Raw genomic sequence first — 20,119 nt, forward strand, 5'->3', positions numbered from 1 at the left:
CACATCGTCAGAGCTCGCGATTTCCACTGCCGTGGATCTCCCGCCGGATCGCCTGCATCCTCTGATCGAGGATGTTGGCGGTTTCGGCGGCCTCGGTCAGCTCGTCGAGGAGATGGGCGGGCACGGTGCGGTCGTATTTGTAATAGATCTTGTGCTCGAGGCTGGCCCAGAAGTCCATCGCGATGGTGCGGATCTGTAGTTCGACCTTCACCGGCAACTGGCCGGTGCTCAGGTTGACCGGCGTCTCGACGATGGTGTGCAGTCCGCGATATCCGTTCGGTTTCGGATGGGCGATGTAGTCCTTTGTATGCAGGGTTCTCACGTCCGGTTGCGCACACAACAGCTCGGTGAGCTGATAGGCATCGGCGATGAACGTGCACGACACCCGGACTCCGGCGATGTCGTCGATCTGACCCTGGAGGGCTTCGGGGTTCATCGGGATGTTGCGGCGATGGGCCTTGGCGAGCAGACTCTCGGGACTCTTGACCCGGGCGCTGATGTGTTCGATCGGGTTGTAGTCGTTGAGGTAGGCGAACTCATCGCGCAAGATCTCCAGCTTGGTGACGATCTCTTTGATCGCGAACTGAAACGGCAGCATGAACTTTTGCATGTTCTGACCGATCTCGACGAGGTCGGCGGGCGCGAGATCGCGTTCCGGTCCGGCCTCGGCCAACCATTGCACCAGGGGTCCGGACCGTTCGCTCTGCACACCTTCACTGCTTTTTACCGCGTCAGACATGCCATCCATGGTGCCCGATCTGCCGAACACGCCACCGGTGAGCCATCTCTACATCCGGCCTTTGATGTGCCATCCATCACATTCACTGATGCGCCGAGCGTTTGTGCGACGTGGTAAGCGGATGTATATTCGGGTTGTTACTGGTGAGTAACTTACTGTGCAGTCCACCAACCGAGTACTCACCACAATCAAAAGCAGTTCGACGATTGCAAAGGATTCTGCAATGGGGCATTACAAGAGCAATCTCCGCGACCTCCAGTTCAACCTCTTCGAGATGTTCAAGCTCGAAGAAGTACTGGGTAGTGGAGATTTCGGCGATCTCGACAAAGAGACCGCCATCGACATGCTGCGCGAGGTCAACATCCTCGCCCAGGGCCCGCTGGCGGAGTCCTTCGCGGACGCCGACCGCAACCCGCCCGTCTTCGATCCGGAGACCCACAGCGTCACCGTCCCCGAGTCGTTCAAGAAGTCGTACAAGGCCCTGACCGACGCCGGCTGGGACAAGCTGGGCATCGACGAGGAACTCGGCGGCCTACCTGCCCCCCGTTCGCTGTACTGGGCGATCGGCGAACTGCTCCTCGGCGCCAACCCGGGCGCGTTCATGTACGCCGCAGGCGCCGGATTCTCCAACATCTTCTACAACAACGGCACCGACGAGCAGAAGAAGTGGGCCAAGATCAGCGCTGACCGCGGCTGGGGCGCCACCATGGTCCTGACCGAGCCCGACGCCGGTTCCGATGTCGGCGCCGCTCGTACCAAGGCGATCAAGCAGGAAGACGGCACCTGGCACATCGACGGTGTGAAACGCTTCATCACCTCGGCCGACCAGGACATGACCGAGAACATCATCCACCTGGTGCTGGCCCGCCCCGAGGGCGCGCGTCCGGGCACCAAGGGCCTGTCGCTGTTCTTCGTACCGAAGTTCCACTTCGACCCCGAGACCGGCGAACTCGGCGAGCGCAACGGCGCATTTGTCACCAACGTCGAGCACAAGATGGGCCTCAAGGTCTCGTCCACGTGTGAGCTGACCTTCGGCCAGCACGGCGTCCCGGCCAAGGGCTGGCTCGTCGGCGAGGTCCACGACGGCATCGCGCAGATGTTCGACGTCATCGAGCACGCTCGAATGATGGTGGGCACCAAGGCAATCGCCACGCTGTCGACCGGTTACCTCAATGCGCTGGAATACGCCAAGGAGCGCGTGCAGGGCGCCGATATGACGCAGATGACCGACAAGGCCGCCCCGCGTGTCACGATCACCCACCACCCGGATGTACGTCGGTCGCTGATGACCCAGAAGGCGTACACCGAAGGTCTGCGCGCGGTGTACCTGTTCACCGCCTCGCACCAGGACGAAGCGGCCGCCGTGGCCGTTTCCGGCGCCGACAAGGACATGGCGTACCGCGTCAACGACCTGCTGCTGCCGATCGTCAAGGGTGTCGGCTCCGAGCGGGCCTCCGAGCAGCTCATCGGATCGCTGCAGACGCTCGGCGGTTCGGGCTTCCTGCAGGACTACCCGATCGAGCAGTACATCCGCGACGCCAAGATCGACTCGCTGTACGAGGGAACCACCGCCATCCAGGCGCAGGACTTCTTCTTCCGCAAGATCATTCGTGACAAGGGTCAGGCCCTGGCTCACGTCGCAGGCCAGATCAGCGCCTTCATCGAGTCTGATTCGGGCGACGGCCGTCTCAAGGCCGAGAAGGCGCTCCTGAAGACCGCCCTCGATGACGTCCAGGTCATGGCCGCCACCCTCACCGGCTTCCTGATGAACGCGCAGGAACAGCCGGCCGAGTTGTACAAGGTCGGACTCGGCAGCGTCCGATTCCTGATGAGCGTTGGCGACCTGATGATCGGGTGGCTCCTGCTGCGTCAGGCCGATGTGGCCCTGAGCGCACTCGACGCCGGGACCAGCGAAGCCGATACCGCCTTCTACAACGGCAAGGTGGCCGTGGCGACGTTCTTCGCGAAGAACATGCTGCCCGAGCTCACCGCCGTCCGCGGCATCGTCGAGAAGGTCGACAACGACATCATGGAGCTGGACGAAGCCTCGTTCTAGCCAACTGACGAGAGAGTGGGTCGCACCAGTTCAGGGGCGGCCCACTTTTCGTTTCCGGTGACCACGACATACTGGCGCCATGGCACAAGCCGATCTGGATCCCCACACAGCTTCCCGTCCCGTATCACCTGAACTCGCTCGCTCGTGGCTGTTGGTCAATGCGTCAGTCCGCTCGGCGTACCTGATCGCCGCCCGATCAGCGACCGATCAGATCATCCTCGACATCGAGGACGCCGTCGGCCCGCAGGACAAGGACGCCGCACGCAGCGGCGTCGTCGACTGGCTCCGCGCATCGACGGCCTGGGTGCGTATCAATGGTCGGACCACCACGTTCTGGGCAGACGACATCGACGCGCTCCGTGACGTACCCGGGCTCGCCGGAGTCGTGCTCGCCAAGACGGAGCATCCCGACCAGGTGGACGAGACGTTCCAGCGTCTGGGTGGGCGCACCCCGGTGATCCCACTCATCGAGTCGGCCATCGGGATCGAAAATGCCGCCGACATCGCCCACTGCCGCGGGGTGCTGCGCCTCGCCTTCGGCAGTGGCGACTACCGCCTCGACACCTCCACAACCGCGGACGATCTGGTGATGGCGTATCCCCGCTCGCGTTTGGTGGTGGCCAGCCGAGCGGCGGGGCTGCCAGGGCCCATCGATGGGCCGGCCGTCACCGATGACGACACCGTGCTGCGCGAAAAGACCTTCACCACAGTCGCATTCGGGCTCTCCGGCAAGCTCTGCCTGGTACCGGAACAGGCCGGCGTGATCAATACCGTCATCGGCCCGAGCCCGGCCGACGCGGCCTGGGCCACCGAATTCCTCATCGATTTCGAGACCCGAGGCCGCGTCGTTCGGGACGGCAGCGATCTCCCCCGCCTCAAACGCGCCGAGCGAATTGCCGAGCTCGCAGGCGAATTCGGTATCTCACCGGTGTGATGCCCGCGGTTCATCTGGCCGGGATAGATTCCCACCGTGAGCGACTCTCTCCTGGCAATAGTGTGCGCACTGGGCGCGGCACTGTGTATTGCGATCGGCACTGTGGTGCGCCAACGGTCGGCGTCGGTGATCAGCGACGACGACGTCGGGGCGCTCGGGCCCATCACCACCCTGGTGCGCCGACCGGAGTGGTGGCTCGGCACCCTGGTCGGCTTCGGCGGCTACGCACTGCAGGCGGCGGCGCTCGGACTCGGGTCGCTACTGCTGGTCCAGCCCGTTCTCGTGCTGTCTCTGTTGTTCGCGCTCCCGATCAGCGCACGCTTCTCCGGGCGGACGGTTCGCGCCCGCGACTGGGTGTGGGCGGCCGCCTTGACGGTGTCGATCGCGATCCTCGTGGTGGTAGGTGACCCTCGGCCGGGTGTCGAACGCGCGGAGACCGAGCACTGGATCATCATCTGTGTCGTCGGGCTCCCGTTCGTCGCAGCATGTCTGCTGCAGTCCCGCACCGGTTCGCGGTCGCGCCGCGCACTGCTGCTCGGTCTCGCCGGCGGATCACTTTTCGGTGTCGCAGCGGTACTGACCAAGGGCGTCGTGCACCTGGCCGGCCGCGGGATCGTCCCGCTCCTGACATCGGTCGAGCTGTACGCCCTGATCGTGGTGGCGGTCGTCGCGATTGCCGTGCAGCAGTCGGCCTTTCAGATCGGCGCCTTGCAGGCCTCGCTTCCGGCGACCACCGTCATGGAACCGATGGTCGCCGCCCTGCTCGGATTTGTCGTCCTGGGTGAATACCTCCACGCCGATCACGTCGTCGCTGCCGTCCTGGTGGTGGCCCTTGCCGCCACGGTCGCCGCCGCGATCGCTCTGGCTCGCAGTGCCGCCGACGAGGAAGCGGTTCCCGAGCCGGCAAACGCAGTGTGATCTGCTGCAAACACGAGCCTCTGATGTCGCGAATCTGCTGGCGCAGTTGGCCATCCCTCAGCTGCTACCAAATGCTCCCTTGAGGCCGCCGAGAACATCGTCGAAGAAATCGCCTGGATCGAAACCTTCGCCGAGTGGAGTCGTCACCACCAGTTGGCCGCGCAGGTAGAAGTCAACCCACCGGTCACCGGTGGTCGACCCGTTATCGGTGGTCTCCACGTCCAAATACAGCTTCTGCGTCACTCGGGCCAAGGTGCCGAACGCCGGGGAATTGAAGCTCGAAATGGTGAAATCACCCGATCCGCGCGACGGGATGTTGCCCTCCACCACCTCGCCGGCGGTGGTGTAGAACTTCAGGTAGGTCCCACCCTTGCCGTCACTGTCGTAGACAACCCCGCCATTCACCTTCCGGAAGCCCACGGGTGAGCTGTCGTCGTAATATCCCGTTGCATCGCAGCGACTGCCGTCGCGCCCGAAAGGCTGGTTCTTCACGCAGTGCACTCCGCCGGCACCGCCGTCATTTGAGCGAATGTGAATATTGAACCGTTTCCACTCCGCACCCAGGACGGGTTCCGCCGACGCAGTTGCGGTAGGCACAACGAGACCGGTCGATACGGCAGCGCTGATCACAGCGACGACGGCGAGCCGTCGGAGACGAGAAATTATCATGCGCTCACCCTGGCATTGCACTGCACGAATTCTGCAACTCTCGGGTAGCCACGCGCCGATCAGGTTGCGTTGCAAAAAAATTGCACTCCTTCCCTACGGTTCGGAGCAGGTATGGCCGTCGTCATCCCTGCATGCCTGTGAAGGAGTCAGACAGTGTTCTCAACCCGCAGCAATCGTGCCCGGGCTCGAACCGGCACGTTGCTACTCGTCGCAGCTATCGCTGTCGCATCTCTCGGCAACGCGGGGACGGCAAGTGCGGAACCTCCGTTCTCCATCGACTTGCCCGGCGCCGGATCGTCGGACTCCGGCTCCTCGGATGGCGGCTCATCCGACTCTGGTTCCTCCGACAGCGGCTCCTCGGACGGCGGCTCATCCGACGGCGGTTCGTCCGGTCCGAACCCGAATGAACCCGGCTCGACCGGCCCTGGCGGATTGCGGTTGTTGTCGCCGAACGCCGGTGAGCCCGTCCTCGGTGTGCCGATCGAGACCCTCTCCGACAACCCTGCAGCGTCCATCATCGTCAACGGTGAGGGAATGCCGTTCGCGGCCGATCGCCAGAACCTGCTCATCGCTGTCCTGGATGCCAAGACCCGCCAGCCACTCAACTCCGGAACCGCCCCGAACAACATCGTCGGTCTGCGGACACTCATCAGCATCACCAATTCCTACCGAGACAGGGCTGACACGATCGTCATCGTCAGCGGTCACCGGGGCATCACCAATGCCGGCCGCGAACCTGCAGTGGGCGAACTCGTCCGCGCTCTCGGATCGACTCCGATGACGGTCAATGACCTCAGTCGGATGGAGACCGGAACACCTTTCTCGATGATCGGCAAAACCGGCGCGGATGAGGGCACCGCGTACACCAGAGTCGGTGTCGACGTGGGCGACCGCGACGGAGCCAACATCACCGGACTGCTCCGGTGGAGTGCCGCTGGTCAGCGTTACGATTTCACCCCGCCCGCACCGCTGTCGTTCACGACTCGTCAGGAGACCACCGACGGGCCGACGGTGACCATGCGACTCGGGAACGCCACCTACCCGTCGACGCCGAGTGGCCCGAACGGCTTCGTCATTCGCGGCTTCGACGGTCAATCTCTCGAACCCACGTTCAACGCCACCGTTGTCACCAACAACGATGCCGGCGATCGCGAGTTGACCACCAAACTCGTCGCGGTCGCGAACCAGGTCGACGCGGCCGGGCGACCGTACCTGGTCATGATCCAGAGTTTCGGCCGACCCAAACCGTCCGCAGCCTGGCAGGAAGGCGCCGATGCCATCGTAAAATTCGGCGGCTCGAGGCTCTCCTTCCTCAGTCTCGACGGTACGAGCGACTACACCCTCATCGGCGGCTTGGCCGCCGGGTCATCCGTCGTAGAGAGGGGATCGATCCTCGGAAAGCCCGGTCCTGCCATGGGATTGATCGCACGAAGTCACGACTCGTCGTATCTACCGTTGCAATCGGGTCCTCTCGGCGGCGTCGACCTACGGCAAAGCGAGATCATGTACCAGCCCGCGTACCAGGGCGGGGCCGACAGAGCCCCGAGTTTCCCGTCGATCAACGCCGCCGCGGAGAGTTACATCGGATGGAAAGCAAACGTACCCGGGTGCGGGTCAACGACCGTCGTCACGTGCAACATTCGAGAAAAGTATCGAACGAACTACAACGCCGCGTGGACATCCATCAAACAGAACCTCTTGAGCACGGTCACCATGCCGACCGACGGGGCCACGTACGCCTTCACCGCCGCGGAGTTCGATGCGGCCCTCGTGCAACTTCGAAAGGAAGTCACCTCGTACGTCACAGTCAAGACCTACTACGACAACGTGCAGAACTCCGTAGGGCTGGTTCGCGGTGACGCGAAACTGAGTGTCAGCAAGATCGGTAGCGACATGGCCAACGAGGTGGCGCCACCGGCAACCAGCACCGCATTCGCCGACGGCGTCAAGCTGACGAATGTGGTCATGAGTGTGGTGACGCTGGTGGCTCCGGAGCTGAAGGCCGTGTGGGGCCCGATTTCGACGCTCCTCGGGCTCGGCTCATATGCCAGCGGCGACGCCAACACGAATGCGCTGGCGAACAAAACCCGGGTCAGATCCGATCGACTGGCACAGCAAGTCGAGGATTCACTTTCTGCCTCCACATACGGATTCACCACAGTCGCCCTGATCATGGCCTCCGACTACGGCAAACTCGACGCCGCAAACACGGAGATCGCCCTTGAACATTGGGTCGCGCCAACCGATCCCGGTGAGCTGCTGAGCACAATGACGACCGGTTTGCGCACATGGTTCGCAACCGCGTTCGTTTCGACGACCTATCCCTGGTTGATGCGTGGGACACCTCCTCCGCGCGGTCCCGGAGACGTGAACGGCCTGAGCTGTGCCGAGCACCAAGAGTCCGGCGGCGGGGACGTACAGCGCCATCCCTGGTCAACAATGCCCCGCAACGCTCAGATGCGCGCGACCTGGAGTTTCAGCGCCGGCGGAGAAGCCGAGGAATGGAACATGTTCTTCACAGTCCAACGGCCGAGAGCAGATGTCGACAACTTTCACTCAGACTTCATCCCGCCAGGCGTCGCCAACACGATGTTCGGAACTGGACGAAATCAGTTGGGAATAAATCTGTACGACTTCATGAGTCCCCGATACTTTGGGCCGACGACGCATCAGGTGGACGATGCCGCCATCGCATGCAACCTCCCTCAGTGAGCGCACGCCACAGTTGACCGGGCCTTTAAAACCCTTGACCGGGACCTTATTTCGATGAGTGGGCGGTAAGGTCTCCGGGTTCGGGCGATGAAAAGCAATGTCAGACCCCACATTTAGACTAGAAGCATGTTCGAACCGTGGCCCGGCGTGGACCCCGCCATCACCGGGATACAACCGGCGATGTTGTTGGGCACCAACGATTTGTTGGATTCGATGGAGCGTGCGATGGCCGGGCAGGGGTATTTGGAGTGGGCCCGGTACGCCTATGCGGCGGAGTTGCATCGGCAACTCGATGCCGAGAGCCTCGACGCCTCGGACTTCCTGAAGGACGCCTACACCCAGTGCGCGGCCCGGTTGGCGTTGGCGCAGCGGATGAGTCAGACGGTCGCTGAAAATCATCTGACGTGTGCGTTGGCGTTGCGTGATCGCCTTCCGCACGTGGCCGAAGCCCTCAAGTACGGTCTGGCGGCAGCGCATCACATAGCGGCGATCGCCGCCCGCACGGATCTGATCGAAGGCACCGATCACGCCGCCGACATCGACCGAGACATCGCCGAGAACCTGCGTCGCCGCGGGTCGTGGTCGGCGAAAGCGATGCGGGACATGATCGATGCCACCATCTTTCGCCGCGACCCCACCCTGGTGCGCGAGGAAGACGCAGAACACCCCTGCCTGGCCGAAATCCTGTCCGTACCCAGCAGACACCTCGTCTCCGGGATCGATGTGAAGATCGTGCTGCACGCCATCGTCAACCAATCCACCCTCGACGGCGACGACGAGCAACCCGGCTACCTCGAAGGCCACGGCGTCATCACCGCCGACCACGCTCGCGACCTGGCCGACCACGACGCCACCACAGTCCGACCGCTCGGCAACAAAACCAAACCCGCACCAGCACCAGCACCTGAGTCGGCACCCGCAGCGGCCGGCGATCCTGAAGCCAACGATGCTGTGGCACAGCAGTACCCGACCCCACCGGCCGGCCCGAACCGCAAGGCCCGCCGCGCAGCGAAGAAGACAGTGCCGATGCAGGGCCCACCCGATCCACGACTGGCGGGCGTCAAGCCTGACGACTGGACGCGGGTCAAAGAATCACGGCTGCAAACAATTCCACTACCGGTCGTCAAACCCGGTGACCATTACCGACCGTCCGCAGTCCTCGATGCATTCATCCGCATCCGTGATTGCTACTGCACCTGGCCCGGCTGCAACAAACCAGCCTGGACCGGCGACGATCTCTTCCCAGCACTACGACACATCATCTGGGACGAGACATCACCGCCACCACGACAGCGGGCACCGGACAAACCACCAAAAAGAAGACCCCGCACCGAAGCCAAATACAAACGCCGACAACAGGAGCGAGAACGTAACCGAAATCGGGTTCGTTCCCGGGCCGACAATGGCGCCGACGAATCGCCGGCGCCATGATCGCAGCGTCCCTTCAGAAGTCCGTTTGCTACTTCGGTGGCAACCGCACGCCGCCGTCGACGCGGACGACCTCGCCGTTCATGTAGGAGTTGGTGATGAGTTCGATGACCATCGACGCCAGTTCGTCGGGGGTGCCGAGCCGACGCGGGTAGAGAACGCTCTCACCGAGCTTGGCCTTGAACGCCTCGGATTCGGGACCTGTTCCGTAGATCGGGGTCTCGATCAGACCCGGCGCGACGGTGTTGTTGCGAATGCCTGCGGCCGCGAGGTCGCGGGCGACGGTCAGGGTCAGGCTGACGATGCCACCCTTGGACGCCGAGTACGCGGCCTGGCCGATCTGGCCGTCGAACGCGGCAACACTGGCCAGGGACACGATCGCGCCCTTCTCGCCCGTTTCCGTCGGCTCGCCGCGGCTCATCGCGGTGGCGGCCAACCTGGTGGCGTCGAAGCTGCCGATCAGGTTGATGTTGATGACCTTCCGGAAGACATCGATGTCATGCGCGGAGGCGAACTCGCCGTCCCGCCCGATGGTGCGCTGCGCTGATCCGATACCCGCCGAGTTGACCAGCGCCCGTAGCGGTCCGAGTTCGAGGGCCTTGTTGACCGCCGCTTCGATCTGCTCGGTCTTGGTGACATCGACGCTGACAAAGGCTCCGCCGATCTCTTTGGCCAGGGCCTCCCCCTTGTCCGCCTGCACGTCGGCCACCACCACCTTGGCTCCCAGTGCGGCGAGTTGCCGCGCCACTGCAGCACCGATACCCGATGCCCCACCCGTCACAATTGCGCTTGCTCCGTTGATTTCCATCCTCGCACCCTATGACCGAGCGCTTGTTCGGTTCAAGGGTCAATCGCGATCAGTACAAATACGAGCGGTACAGCTCCTGTCGGCGGGGCTCGTCGGCAGGCACGGTCTCCGCGTGCTGCTCGGCGTAGATGTCGCGAACCGTCGGGACGTCGTCCGGATCGGCGAACCGCTCGGGATTCCACAGATCCGACCGCAGGATCGCCCTGGCGCAGTGGACGTAGACCTCGTCGACGTCGATGACGACGGCGAGTGTCGCCGACTTGCCCTTGATCGCCATGGCATCCAGCAGATCTGGGTCGGTGCGCAACCTCGCCCGACCGTTGACCCGGACCACCTCGTCGATTCCCGGAACCATGAACAACACCCCGACGTGGGGATTCGCCAGGATATTGCGGTAGGAGTCGACCCGGCGATTGCCCATCCGATCGGGCAGCACCAGGGTGTGCGGGTCGGGGACGAGTACCGCCGAGTCGACGTCGCCGCGCGGCGAGCAATCACAGTTACCGTCGGCATCCGCCGTGGCCAACACGAAAAACCTTGCGCGCTCGAGATACTCGACGATCAACGGGGTCATCGACGATGTGTGCTTGTTCAGGACACCTTCGTGGGCCACTCCGAGCACCCGCTCGAGGTCCGCCGGGGTGGTGATCGCGTGGGTGTCGCCTGAGCTCGATGCGGGTTGGGTCGTCACGCTCCCATCAGACACCAGGTTCCGAGCCGCAGGCCAGTGGGGTTGGTTATCCTGCCTGCCGGAAAGTCGTGAAGTAATCTCACGACATGAATTTGCGCCGCTCATTGTCGACCGATTTGTCCGAAATGATGCGGCGCGGGAAATGGGTTCCGGCAGCGGTGGCAGTGTGTGCGTCACTGGCGCTCGGTGGCATCGTCGCACCGGCCGCCAACGCGGTGCCCACCACCTTCAACCCTGGTTCTCGTCCCGGCGATGCCGCGGAAGTGGCGGCGGTCATCGCCGCTGTCGGTTCGCAATTGACCGACACAACAGGGGCTGCGATCGCGATCGTGAAACCGGCTCCGGGCAACCCGAGTGCATCGATCACGACCACCTATTACTTCGGCGACGCCGACAAGGCTCAGTCGTTGCCCGTGGGACCGCAGACCCAGTTCGAGATCGGTTCACAGACCAAGACTTTCACCGCCTCGCTGCTTGCCTTGCGGGTTCAGTCCGGCGAGGTGGCGCTGCCCGACCGCGCTCAGAGTCGCTTGCCCGCCACGGCCGACCTGACTCTGCCGGGAGCAGACGGCAAATTCATCACCATGGGCGAGCTGGTCACCCATCGGTCGGGGTTGAAGCGGGATGCGATGAATCTCGGTCCGGGCTGCTATGCCGAGATGAACTACGACATCACCAAGCTCGCAGCGGGTTTGGACAACAACTACGACGCCCTGATCCACACCCCGGGTACGGATTGGCTGTATTCGAATTGGGGGTTCGGGTTGCTCGGATCGATTGTCAGCGGCGGGTTCAAGCCGGGCGCGGGTGAGCCCTACGGACACACTGTGGCAAACGAACTGACCGGCCCGCTCGGGATGTCCGCCACGGAGTTGGAGCCGGGGCCGAATCCCGATCTGGCCGTGCCGTACAGCGGCGGACAGCCGGTCTGCTACCACAACAACACCGAGGCATACGCCGGCGCCGGTGGCCTGGTCAGCACCGCCGAGGACATGGCGACGTGGGCGCAGGCGTCAATGGGACTAGGCGGAAATCCGCTGGCAGCAACCCTGAAGACAACACTCAACCGCGTGGCGCCCGGAGGTTCCGGCGGCATGCAGATGGGCATGGCCTGGCAGCTGTACCCGGCGTCGAATGCCAACCCCCTGCCCTACGCGTACAAAGACGGCACAACCGGCGGATCACAGAGTGTCACCGAGCTCGTGCCGACGACGGGTTGGGCGGTCACCGTGTTGACCAATGAGAACTCGGCGAATCCCACCGCGGTGGCCGATCAATTGCGCCGAGCGTTGGCCGCGGGTACCGCCCCGGCCCCCGGCTCGTCGGTCACCGGGTCATCAGTCACCGGCTCGTCGGTCACCGGGTCGTCGGGCCGGACGCGATAGCGCCGTCGCGGTCCCGGGACCAGGCGGACCACAACCGTGCGTAGCGGTCGCCTGCCGAAACCAGGTCTGCGTGGGTCCCGGACTCGACGATGCGGCCCCGGTCCATCAGGACGATCCGGTCGGCCATCGCCGCCTGGCTGAGCCGGTGGGCGATGATCAGTGCCGAGCGTCCCGCGATGGCGGCCTGGGCGGATCTCTCGAGCGCCTCGGCGCCATAGCTGCCTGCGTCGGATGTCGCCTCGTCGAGGATCACCACCTCCGGGTCGAGCAGAACCAACCTGGCCAGTGCGACCTGCTGCACCTGTACGGGCGTGAGCCTGACTCCGCCCGCGCCGACCACCGTGTCCATACCATCGTCGAGCGCACCGACCCAGTCCCAGGCGAACACCACCTCCAGCGCCGACCTCAGCGCCGAATCACTGGCATCCGGCGCGACCATCCGCAGATCCGCGGCCAATGGACCGGCAAAGACGTGGACATCCTGGGTCACCATCGCGATCCGGCGGGCCCGATCGGAACCTTCGAGATCGCGAACGTCGGTCCCGCCGAGGCAGATCCGGCCCAAGGTGACCGGATGCACGCCGGCCAGCAGCAATGCCAACGTGGTCTTGCCCGCACCGGACGCCCCCACCACCGCCACCTTCTCGCCCGGAGACAGGCGGATGGAGATGTCCTGCAACACCGGATGTTCCGCCGAGTATCCGAAGCTCACCGACTCTGCAGACAGTTCGGCACGACCGGTGGTGTTCTGTGCCACCGGCGCCGGTGGCGCATACCCTTCGGCCTCCTCGATGACGCCGACGATCCGTCCCAGGGACGCCGCACCCGACTGCAGATCGTCGATCACCAGGAGCAGGGCCGAGATCGGCCCGAACAGCCGCAAGAAGAAGAGCATGGCGGTGGTGGTCGCACCCACCGTCGACATCCCGGCGCCCACCAGGTTGTATCCGACGATCAAAATCGTTGCCATCCCCAGGAATTCACCCAGGTTGATCTTGCCGAAGAACCGGTTCTGCACGATCCGGGCACGCAGCGCCCAGCGCACGACATCCCATGACCGGTCCGCGATCCGCGCACCCAGCCCCGCCGACAGCCCGAAGGCGTACACGGTTTCCAGGCCGTGGATGGCACCGAGGACGTGGTGGGCGCGTTCTGCCATCGCCACCCGTTCGGCCGCATAGACCTGTGGTGCCTCGCGCAGATACATCCGCACCCCGACCACGTACACCGGCATCAACACCACAAAGACCACGAGGTAGCGCCAGTCGAGTACGGCCAGGCCGATACCGGTCAGCACGATCGTGAAACCCGAGGTCGACAGTGCGGGAACAGCTCTGGAGATCGCATCGCTCACCACGCTGACATCGTCGGTGGCCCGGGAGACGACATCGCCGCTACCTGCCGACTCGACGCGTGCCAGCGGTAGCCGCAGCACCGCATCGAGCATCTGTTCACGCAGCCGCGCGAGCATCGTCTCGAAGAGCTGCGACGACAATGCCACGCCGAGTCCGGTCAGCACCGCATACCCGAACGCCGCTGCCATCATCAGTCCACCGAGCTGCCACACCTGACGAAATCCGCTGTCGTCGATGGCGATGTCGACGATTCGGCCGAGAGCCCACGGCGTGACGAGACCGAGCGCGGCCGCGCCGATCAGCACCACGATCACCACCGTCAGGAACCACCATCGGCCCTGCAGGGTCGCGGCCACCCGGCCACCGACCGCCCGTGGCCGCGCCACGGTCATCGGCACGGTTGTCGGCGCACTCATGCCTGCTCACTCTCATCGAGGACGACGATCTGATCGGCGACCGCAAGCAGTGCCGGAGATCGCGTGAAGACAATCGTCGTATGGTCGGCGCGCGCCTTCGCGATGCGTTCGGCAACAAGGGATTCGGTGACAGAGTCCACCGCCGTTGTGGGGTCGACCAGTACCAGCACCGCCGATTCCGCGGCCAGCGCCCGGGCCAGTCCCACGCGCTGACGCTGACCACCGGACAATCGGCGACCTGCCTCACCGACCGGGCTGTGCAGGCCCTGCGGCAGGACCTCGGCGATGTCGTCGCAGGCCGCGGCGAACACGGCCCGCGCGACCGCCGCCTCCCGGTTCGGCGACTCGGCGACATCGGCGCAGATGTTCTCCAGCACCGAGCCCTCGAACAGATCGGTGGCATGCGGGACCACGCGGACATTGTGCCGTGCGGCAACATCATCGAGGTCGAACAGGTCGACGCCACCGACCCATACGGTTCCGGCCTGTGGTCGGCGCAACCGCGCCAGCACCGCGGTCAATGCGGCGGTCGTCTCGTGATCGGCGACCACGGCAACAAGCCCGCGGTCGGGCAGTTCGAGGTCGAGCGCCCTGATCGGATCCAGGGTCAGCCCGTCGCAGCGAACCGAGACGCACTGTGCAACAACCACTTCTCCAGCAGATGACACGGACGCAGGTGTCACCGCCGGTGCCTGCAGAACCTTGAGAACACGTTCGGCCGATGCAATCCCCGCCGACCAGATCTTCCCGAAGCCGGTGCCCAGATCGCTGAGTGGTTCCATCACGAACTGCGTCAGACCGACCACCGTGATCAGCTCGCCGACACTGAGTGACCCATCGACCGCCATCAGGCCTGCCGCGATGGCGACAGCCACCACGAACAGGCCGGACACCCACTCCATCGCACCGAGGTACCAACCCTCGGATCGACGCGCCGCCAGGACCCCGGCGAGCGCGCGCGAGCTGACCTCGTCATACCTGCGCCGCGCCTGCGCCTCTGCGCCAATACCTTTGACGACGCGGAACCCGGCGATCAGATCCTCCGCCGTGGCAGCGGCTTCGCCTGCCAATTCCTGCTGATGCTCGCTGCGCCTGCGCAGCGGTCCACCGGACAGGTCGAGGACCAGCAGGATGACCGGGGCACCGATCAGGATCGCCACACCCAGTGGCCACGAGATCCACAGCAGCACAACGCCACAGAACAGAACCGCGGAGAGCTGTCCGACCGGATATACCGCCACCGCCACCGCAGCCGACAGCTTCGCCACGTCCGCGGTCGCGATCGAGAGCAACATGCCGGACATCGCCGGGGGACCTTCCATCCCGGCCGGATCGAGGATCCGGTCCGTGACCCGGCTGCGCAGCTGATGCTGGATCGATTGCATCCCGAGGAATCCGATCCGGGAACCGAAGCGGAAGGAGAACGACAACATCGCGAAGATGCCGCCGAGGACCACCAGCCAGATCACCAGAGCGGTCAGGTCGTGGTCGGTGATCGCCTGGTCGATCGCCAGACCCATGACCACCGGGACAAGCGCTTCACCCACCTGGTGACCGATCATCAGACCGGCCGCGGGCAGGGTGCGCCGTTTGGCCGCGAAGATCGTCCGCAGGGTGAATTGCCGCGGGGTCGTTGTGGCGTCGACCTCGATCCAGGTCGAGTCGACCGGTCCGGTTGGCGCATCGAAGAAGACCGGTAACCGGCGCCGAGCGGGTGGTCTGGGGGGCGCTAAGGAGGACACCTATCAAGAACTACATAATTCGGATAGGCTATTTCTACTGGCGTATGGCCGGAAGCATTAGGCTGTTCACAGCCGACAAGCGTTTAAGGGGTTAGTCAGACCATGTCCACCACATCCGCCGGTACACGCTCGAAGCCGGAGGCCACGACGATCGGCGCCACGGCAGAAACGACTCCGGCGTTTGTGCTCTCACGCCCGGGCTATCACCTGCTGGCGACCGGTATCAGCGCCCGCTACGACAGCATCGCGGAGGCCCGCGAGGCGCTCGAACGCGGTGACCACAACTACATCGTGGGTGCACTCCCCTTCGACACCGAGCGGCCCGCCGCCCTGTTGGCGCCGACCGAGGTGACCCACACCGCACAGCAATGGCAGTCACCGGACGGGGCACTTCCGCCGGTGGAGATCGTCACCACGGTGCCTGCACCCGAAGAACACGTCCGACGCGTGCGCCAGGCCCTGCGCGCTCTGACCGATCCGGCCACCGAACTGTCGAAGGTGGTTCTGGCCCGAACACTGGTGTTACGGGCGAGCGCGCCGATCGATCCCGTCGCGCTACTCGGCCGATTGGTCGACGCCGACCACGGCCACAACGGTTTCCTTGCCGATCTCTCACCTGCGGGGCCCGCCTTCGACGGCCATCTCCTGATCGGGTCCAGCCCGGAAGTGCTTGTCCGCCGGACGGGTTCGACGGTGACCTGCCATCCGCTCGCCGGCTCGGCACCACGGTCGGCTGATCCGGACGTCGATCGAGAGCAGGCTCAGCGACTGGCCGCATCGGCCAAAGACCAGCACGAACACGCCTTTGTTGTCGAGGCGCTTGCCGAACGGCTGCGCCCACTGTGCGGCGACGTCATCGTGCCCGCCACACCCTCCCTCACCAGGACGCCGACCATGTGGCATCTGGGAACGGAGATCTCCGGCCAGATCCGCGATCCGTCCATCACGGCACTGGACCTGGCCCGCATCCTGCACCCGACGCCCGCCATCTGCGGTACACCCACCGCACAATCTCGCGACCACATCCTGCGCACCGAGGAGGACCGGCGTTTCTACGCAGGCGCGGTCGGATGGTGCGACGCCACCGGCAACGGAGAATGGCTGGTCAGCATCCGATGCGCCGAACTCGAGGCCGACCGTCGCACCATCCGCGCTTCGGCGGGCGGCGGTATCGTGGCCGACTCCGACCCGGACCAGGAACTGGCCGAGACGTCCGCAAAATTCCGCACCATCCTCACGGCGTTGGGTGTCGGTTAAACTGCTGTGTCGCGGCTGAGTTGTCGTTGACCACGCTGCTCGACATAACCGCTGCACCCGAAAGGTCGTCTTGATGCCCGCCGCGAATGCAGTTCGCCCGCTGGCACACCGCCGCTGGGTTGAGCTTCTGCCGTGGCTCGATGACTATCGGTCCGGTCCATCGATCCTGTCGGAGAACGAACTGATCCCGAACGCGTGGATCGGCGCGTCTCCGGCGGAGAGTCTGACCAGCGAAAACTTCGACGCATTCTGCACACTTGTTGCGGCCAGGTATGTCGCCGACCGGCCAGATCGCCTGCTCGCCTCCGACTTCCCCCATGGCGCACACGCCGACCAACGGCTCCATCGGACGGTGAACCAGCTACTCGAATCCCCCGGTATCGACCGCGGCGCGGTAGCCGAGATCGTCCGGAACCTCATCGCGACCACAGCAATTGCCGGCGATCCATCGCCGGTTGATGACGCACTGCCGGTCCCGCTGACCGAAGACCGGCGCGTGCGGGAGTTCGTCGACGGACTCGACGACCGCGACCGTCTCATCCTCGGTGAACGTATCGTCACCTCGCGGCCACGCACGCAAGCCCATCTGGCCACACAGATAGGCCTGTCCCGTGAGCGGGTCAACCAGCTCGACCGGAGCCTGCGCCTGCAATTGGCCGAGATGGTCGAGGCATCGACCATGCTGCGCCCGTTGCTGTCGGAGATGACCGCCAGGGCCAACCCGATCGCCGACATCTCCGACGTGATCGCGGACATCCCCGAGCTGGGACTGCAGTTCCCCACCCTGGAGATCCCGCTGTGGCGCATCCTCGGCGCCGGGTCCGCCGAACTCCACATCACCGACGACTGGATCGTCAAAGGTAGTGTGCAAGAGGCGAATACCCGGGTACGGGGGATCCTCGACGAACACGCCGGACCGGAGTCGGTGGTCCCGCTCGCCCCAGTGGCCGAGGCGTTGATGCTCAGTGTCGAAACCACCGCCCGCTGGCTGGGCCGCAACGGTTTTGCCGTGATCGGCGATCACGTGGTGACCGCCTCGACCGCGACCGGCGATCTGGTCGCGGCCACGTTGTCCATCGCGGGCACCTCGCTGACCTTCGACGAGATCGTCGACTCCATGGCGGACACTCCGCGGTCGCGCTCGAGCATCCGCAACGCCATCGCCACCGACGATCGGATCGTGAAGACCGACCGCACCACGTACGGTCTGGCCCGCTGGGGCGGAGAACGCTACCTTCCCGTCCACCGGCAGATCGGCGCGATACTCGACGAGGTCGGCGGCCAGATCGGCATCGAGGATCTGATCGGCCGGATCATGGCCAAGTACAACGTCACCGAATCATCCATCCGCGCATACGCCGGGGCCGGGGAGTTCATCACGCGCGACGATGTCGTCGCCCGGCGTGAAAAGCGTTACGTGAACCGCAAATCGCCTGCGAAGACCCGAAATCTGTACCGCGACGGCGACATCGTCCGCTGGCGCTCGGTGGTATCAAAGGCGCACATCAAGGGGTCGGCGTTCAACATCCCGTCCGCACTGGCCGGGCATCTGGGCGTCGGACCGGGCAACCCGCTGCAGCTGCCGTCCAGACTTGGTCCGCAATCGATCATCTGGGTATCGGTGCAAGGCCGGTTGGGCACCATCAAACGGTTCATCGACGACCTCGGCCTGACCGAGGGTGACGAGATTTTCCTGGAGTTCGCACCCCAGCAGTTCGATGTCCGGCCGTATCGTCCCCCGGTCGGAGCCGAACCGGCACAACAGATCCTGGCGATGCTCGGCCGCCCGGATGGGCGCACCGCGGATGTTGCACACCTGCGAGAGATCCTGGTGTCGGCCCTGTGGTTGCCGGAGGACTCGGATATCGCGGCGGTGATCGACACACTCCGGCACCGCCGAGAAGACGCTTTGGCCGAACTGGTGAATCTCGCGACCGGGCCCCCTGGCGCAGACGCTACGAAACCGACCTCAATCTGATCGGGCAGTTCTCCGCCTCGTAGATCGCAACGTTCCCGACGCACTGGCGAACCAGGCCATACCGGCGTTCGACCACCTCCGGCACGGCGTCCCGCATTTCAAGGGCCACCCGAAGGCTGCGCCAAAGCTGTTGTGGTGCTTGCTCGATGAATGCGCACACAGATGCAGACGGCGCAAAGAGGACTGATGCCTGCCCGTTTCCGATGCCCGGCCAGGTGTTCGCATCCACCGCCCGTGGAGCGATCTGCAAGCAGGATCCGGCGCTGGCACAAGCGAGAATAACCATGACCGCCGCTGCACTCTCGCAACTTCCACAGAGCATCACCTGAGCCTGCGAATCCAGATCCAGCCCCCTGCGGACCTCGTCGACCGCTTCGCCACATCGGAGCCAGCTCCACATCGACCGATCGGACCCGCCGAGTACAAATCCGCCGTTTCGGTCGATGGGACCGTCCCCGACACCGATCAGTGTGAACTCATCGGCGACGCTGAACATCGGGGCGCAATCACGTTCACCGACCAGCGTGGCCACGTCCTCGACGAGGTCGTTTTCCAGCACGTGGGACACGACGTAGTGAAGGTCGAGATCGCGTGCGCCGACAAGCGCTTCGTCGTCGAGAGGATTCAGCGGGACGATCACGGCGTCCATGCGCATCAAGGCGTGCAACGCCAGCACAAACTGCCATCCTTCGCGGATACAGAGTCCCACCCGATGGCCCGACCGCAGGCCGCATGCGGATAAATCCTCACAGAGCCAGTCGACGGATTCGTCCAGCCGCTCGAAATCCACCACGTCGTCACCGCAGACCATGGCCTCCAACTGCGGATCGGCACACACAACGTGATCGAACATCGCATTCGGCGCAACAGCGAGCATGCGGCAATTTCCTCCCGTCGGTATGGCGTCGGCGCGCTCGACGCCGTGCCAACCAGACACGGGCCACTCACCAACTTCATGAGGGTAGCCTTATCTTATCTGGGGCGCCAGCCTCCCTATTCGATTTACATGAATGCTTATCTATGTTTTGCGA

The 20,119-nt window shown here is 64.4% G+C and carries 15 protein-coding genes; 8 read left to right on the forward strand and 7 right to left on the reverse strand.

Going from position 1 to position 20,119, the window contains the following annotated elements; translation table 11 throughout:
• Positions 1-7 precede the first annotated feature (7 nt).
• A complete protein-coding gene (locus tag AC1TQG_RS06410) occupies positions 8-739 on the reverse strand; it encodes a GTP pyrophosphokinase (protein WP_482136095.1) in 732 nt (243 codons plus the stop codon).
• A gap of 223 nt (positions 740-962) precedes the next feature.
• On the opposite strand from AC1TQG_RS06410, the gene AC1TQG_RS06415 reads away from it, so the two are divergent.
• From AC1TQG_RS06415 to AC1TQG_RS06425, 3 genes are all read left to right on the forward strand, one after another.
• Positions 963-2,795: an acyl-CoA dehydrogenase gene (locus AC1TQG_RS06415; RefSeq protein ID WP_482136096.1), complete on the forward strand. Its 1,833-nt coding sequence runs from the start codon at positions 963-965 to the stop codon at positions 2,793-2,795.
• A gap of 79 nt (positions 2,796-2,874) precedes the next feature.
• A complete protein-coding gene (locus AC1TQG_RS06420; RefSeq protein WP_482136097.1) occupies positions 2,875-3,729 on the forward strand; it encodes an HpcH/HpaI aldolase/citrate lyase family protein in 855 nt (284 codons plus the stop codon).
• Positions 3,730-3,765: 36 nt separating this feature from the next.
• Positions 3,766-4,647, forward strand: coding sequence for a DMT family transporter (locus tag AC1TQG_RS06425; protein WP_482136098.1), 882 nt, complete (start codon positions 3,766-3,768; stop codon positions 4,645-4,647).
• Positions 4,648-4,704: 57 nt separating this feature from the next.
• Here AC1TQG_RS06425 and AC1TQG_RS06430 read toward each other — a convergent pair whose 3' ends face one another.
• Entirely contained in the window at positions 4,705-5,139 is a 435-nt protein-coding gene (locus AC1TQG_RS06430) for a hypothetical protein (RefSeq protein WP_482136099.1), read from the reverse strand.
• Positions 5,140-5,469: 330 nt separating this feature from the next.
• On the opposite strand from AC1TQG_RS06430, the gene AC1TQG_RS06435 reads away from it, so the two are divergent.
• The gene (locus tag AC1TQG_RS06435) at positions 5,470-8,028 is read left to right on the forward strand and encodes a hypothetical protein (RefSeq protein WP_482136100.1); all 2,559 of its coding nucleotides are present in this window, start codon (positions 5,470-5,472) and stop codon (positions 8,026-8,028) included.
• Positions 8,029-8,154: 126 nt separating this feature from the next.
• Positions 8,155-9,459 (forward strand): DUF222 domain-containing protein, encoded by a 1,305-nt coding sequence (locus tag AC1TQG_RS06440; RefSeq protein ID WP_482136101.1) that lies wholly within the window; start codon positions 8,155-8,157, stop codon positions 9,457-9,459.
• A 28-nt stretch (positions 9,460-9,487) separates the two neighbouring features.
• Here AC1TQG_RS06440 and AC1TQG_RS06445 read toward each other — a convergent pair whose 3' ends face one another.
• Both AC1TQG_RS06445 and AC1TQG_RS06450 read right to left on the reverse strand, forming a co-directional pair.
• Complete coding sequence (locus tag AC1TQG_RS06445; protein WP_482136102.1) at positions 9,488-10,264, reverse strand: SDR family oxidoreductase; 777 nt, start codon at positions 10,262-10,264, stop codon at positions 9,488-9,490.
• Between the two features lie 49 nt (positions 10,265-10,313).
• Positions 10,314-10,955: an MSMEG_1061 family FMN-dependent PPOX-type flavoprotein gene (locus AC1TQG_RS06450; RefSeq protein WP_482136103.1), complete on the reverse strand. Its 642-nt coding sequence runs from the start codon at positions 10,953-10,955 to the stop codon at positions 10,314-10,316.
• 86 nt (positions 10,956-11,041) lie between these two features.
• Between AC1TQG_RS06450 and AC1TQG_RS06455 the strand changes: the two genes are divergently transcribed.
• Positions 11,042-12,340, forward strand: a complete 1,299-nt coding sequence (locus AC1TQG_RS06455; RefSeq protein WP_482136104.1) for a serine hydrolase domain-containing protein — start codon at positions 11,042-11,044, stop codon at positions 12,338-12,340.
• Here AC1TQG_RS06455 and AC1TQG_RS06460 read toward each other — a convergent pair.
• Both AC1TQG_RS06460 and AC1TQG_RS06465 read right to left on the reverse strand, forming a co-directional pair.
• Positions 12,312-14,111 (reverse strand): ABC transporter ATP-binding protein, encoded by a 1,800-nt coding sequence (locus AC1TQG_RS06460; protein WP_482136105.1) that lies wholly within the window; start codon positions 14,109-14,111, stop codon positions 12,312-12,314. The genes AC1TQG_RS06455 and AC1TQG_RS06460 overlap by 29 nt on opposite strands.
• On the reverse strand, positions 14,108-15,853 hold the full coding sequence (locus AC1TQG_RS06465; RefSeq protein ID WP_482136106.1) for an ABC transporter ATP-binding protein: 1,746 nt from the start codon (positions 15,851-15,853) through the stop codon (positions 14,108-14,110). Before AC1TQG_RS06465 ends, AC1TQG_RS06460 begins: the two co-directional genes overlap by 4 nt.
• A gap of 102 nt (positions 15,854-15,955) precedes the next feature.
• Between AC1TQG_RS06465 and AC1TQG_RS06470 the strand changes: the two genes are divergently transcribed.
• The gene (locus AC1TQG_RS06470) at positions 15,956-17,110 is read left to right on the forward strand and encodes an isochorismate synthase (RefSeq protein WP_482136107.1); all 1,155 of its coding nucleotides are present in this window, start codon (positions 15,956-15,958) and stop codon (positions 17,108-17,110) included.
• A gap of 73 nt (positions 17,111-17,183) precedes the next feature.
• Positions 17,184-19,088: a hypothetical protein gene (locus AC1TQG_RS06475; protein WP_482136108.1), complete on the forward strand. Its 1,905-nt coding sequence runs from the start codon at positions 17,184-17,186 to the stop codon at positions 19,086-19,088.
• On the opposite strand, the gene AC1TQG_RS06480 is transcribed toward AC1TQG_RS06475, so the two are convergent.
• Positions 19,066-19,965: an AMP-binding protein gene (locus AC1TQG_RS06480; RefSeq protein WP_482136109.1), complete on the reverse strand. Its 900-nt coding sequence runs from the start codon at positions 19,963-19,965 to the stop codon at positions 19,066-19,068. The two genes, AC1TQG_RS06475 and AC1TQG_RS06480, sit on opposite strands and share 23 nt — an antisense overlap.
• Positions 19,966-20,119 lie beyond the last annotated feature (154 nt).

The sequence above is a fragment of the Williamsia sp. Y844 genome (assembly GCF_056786475.1).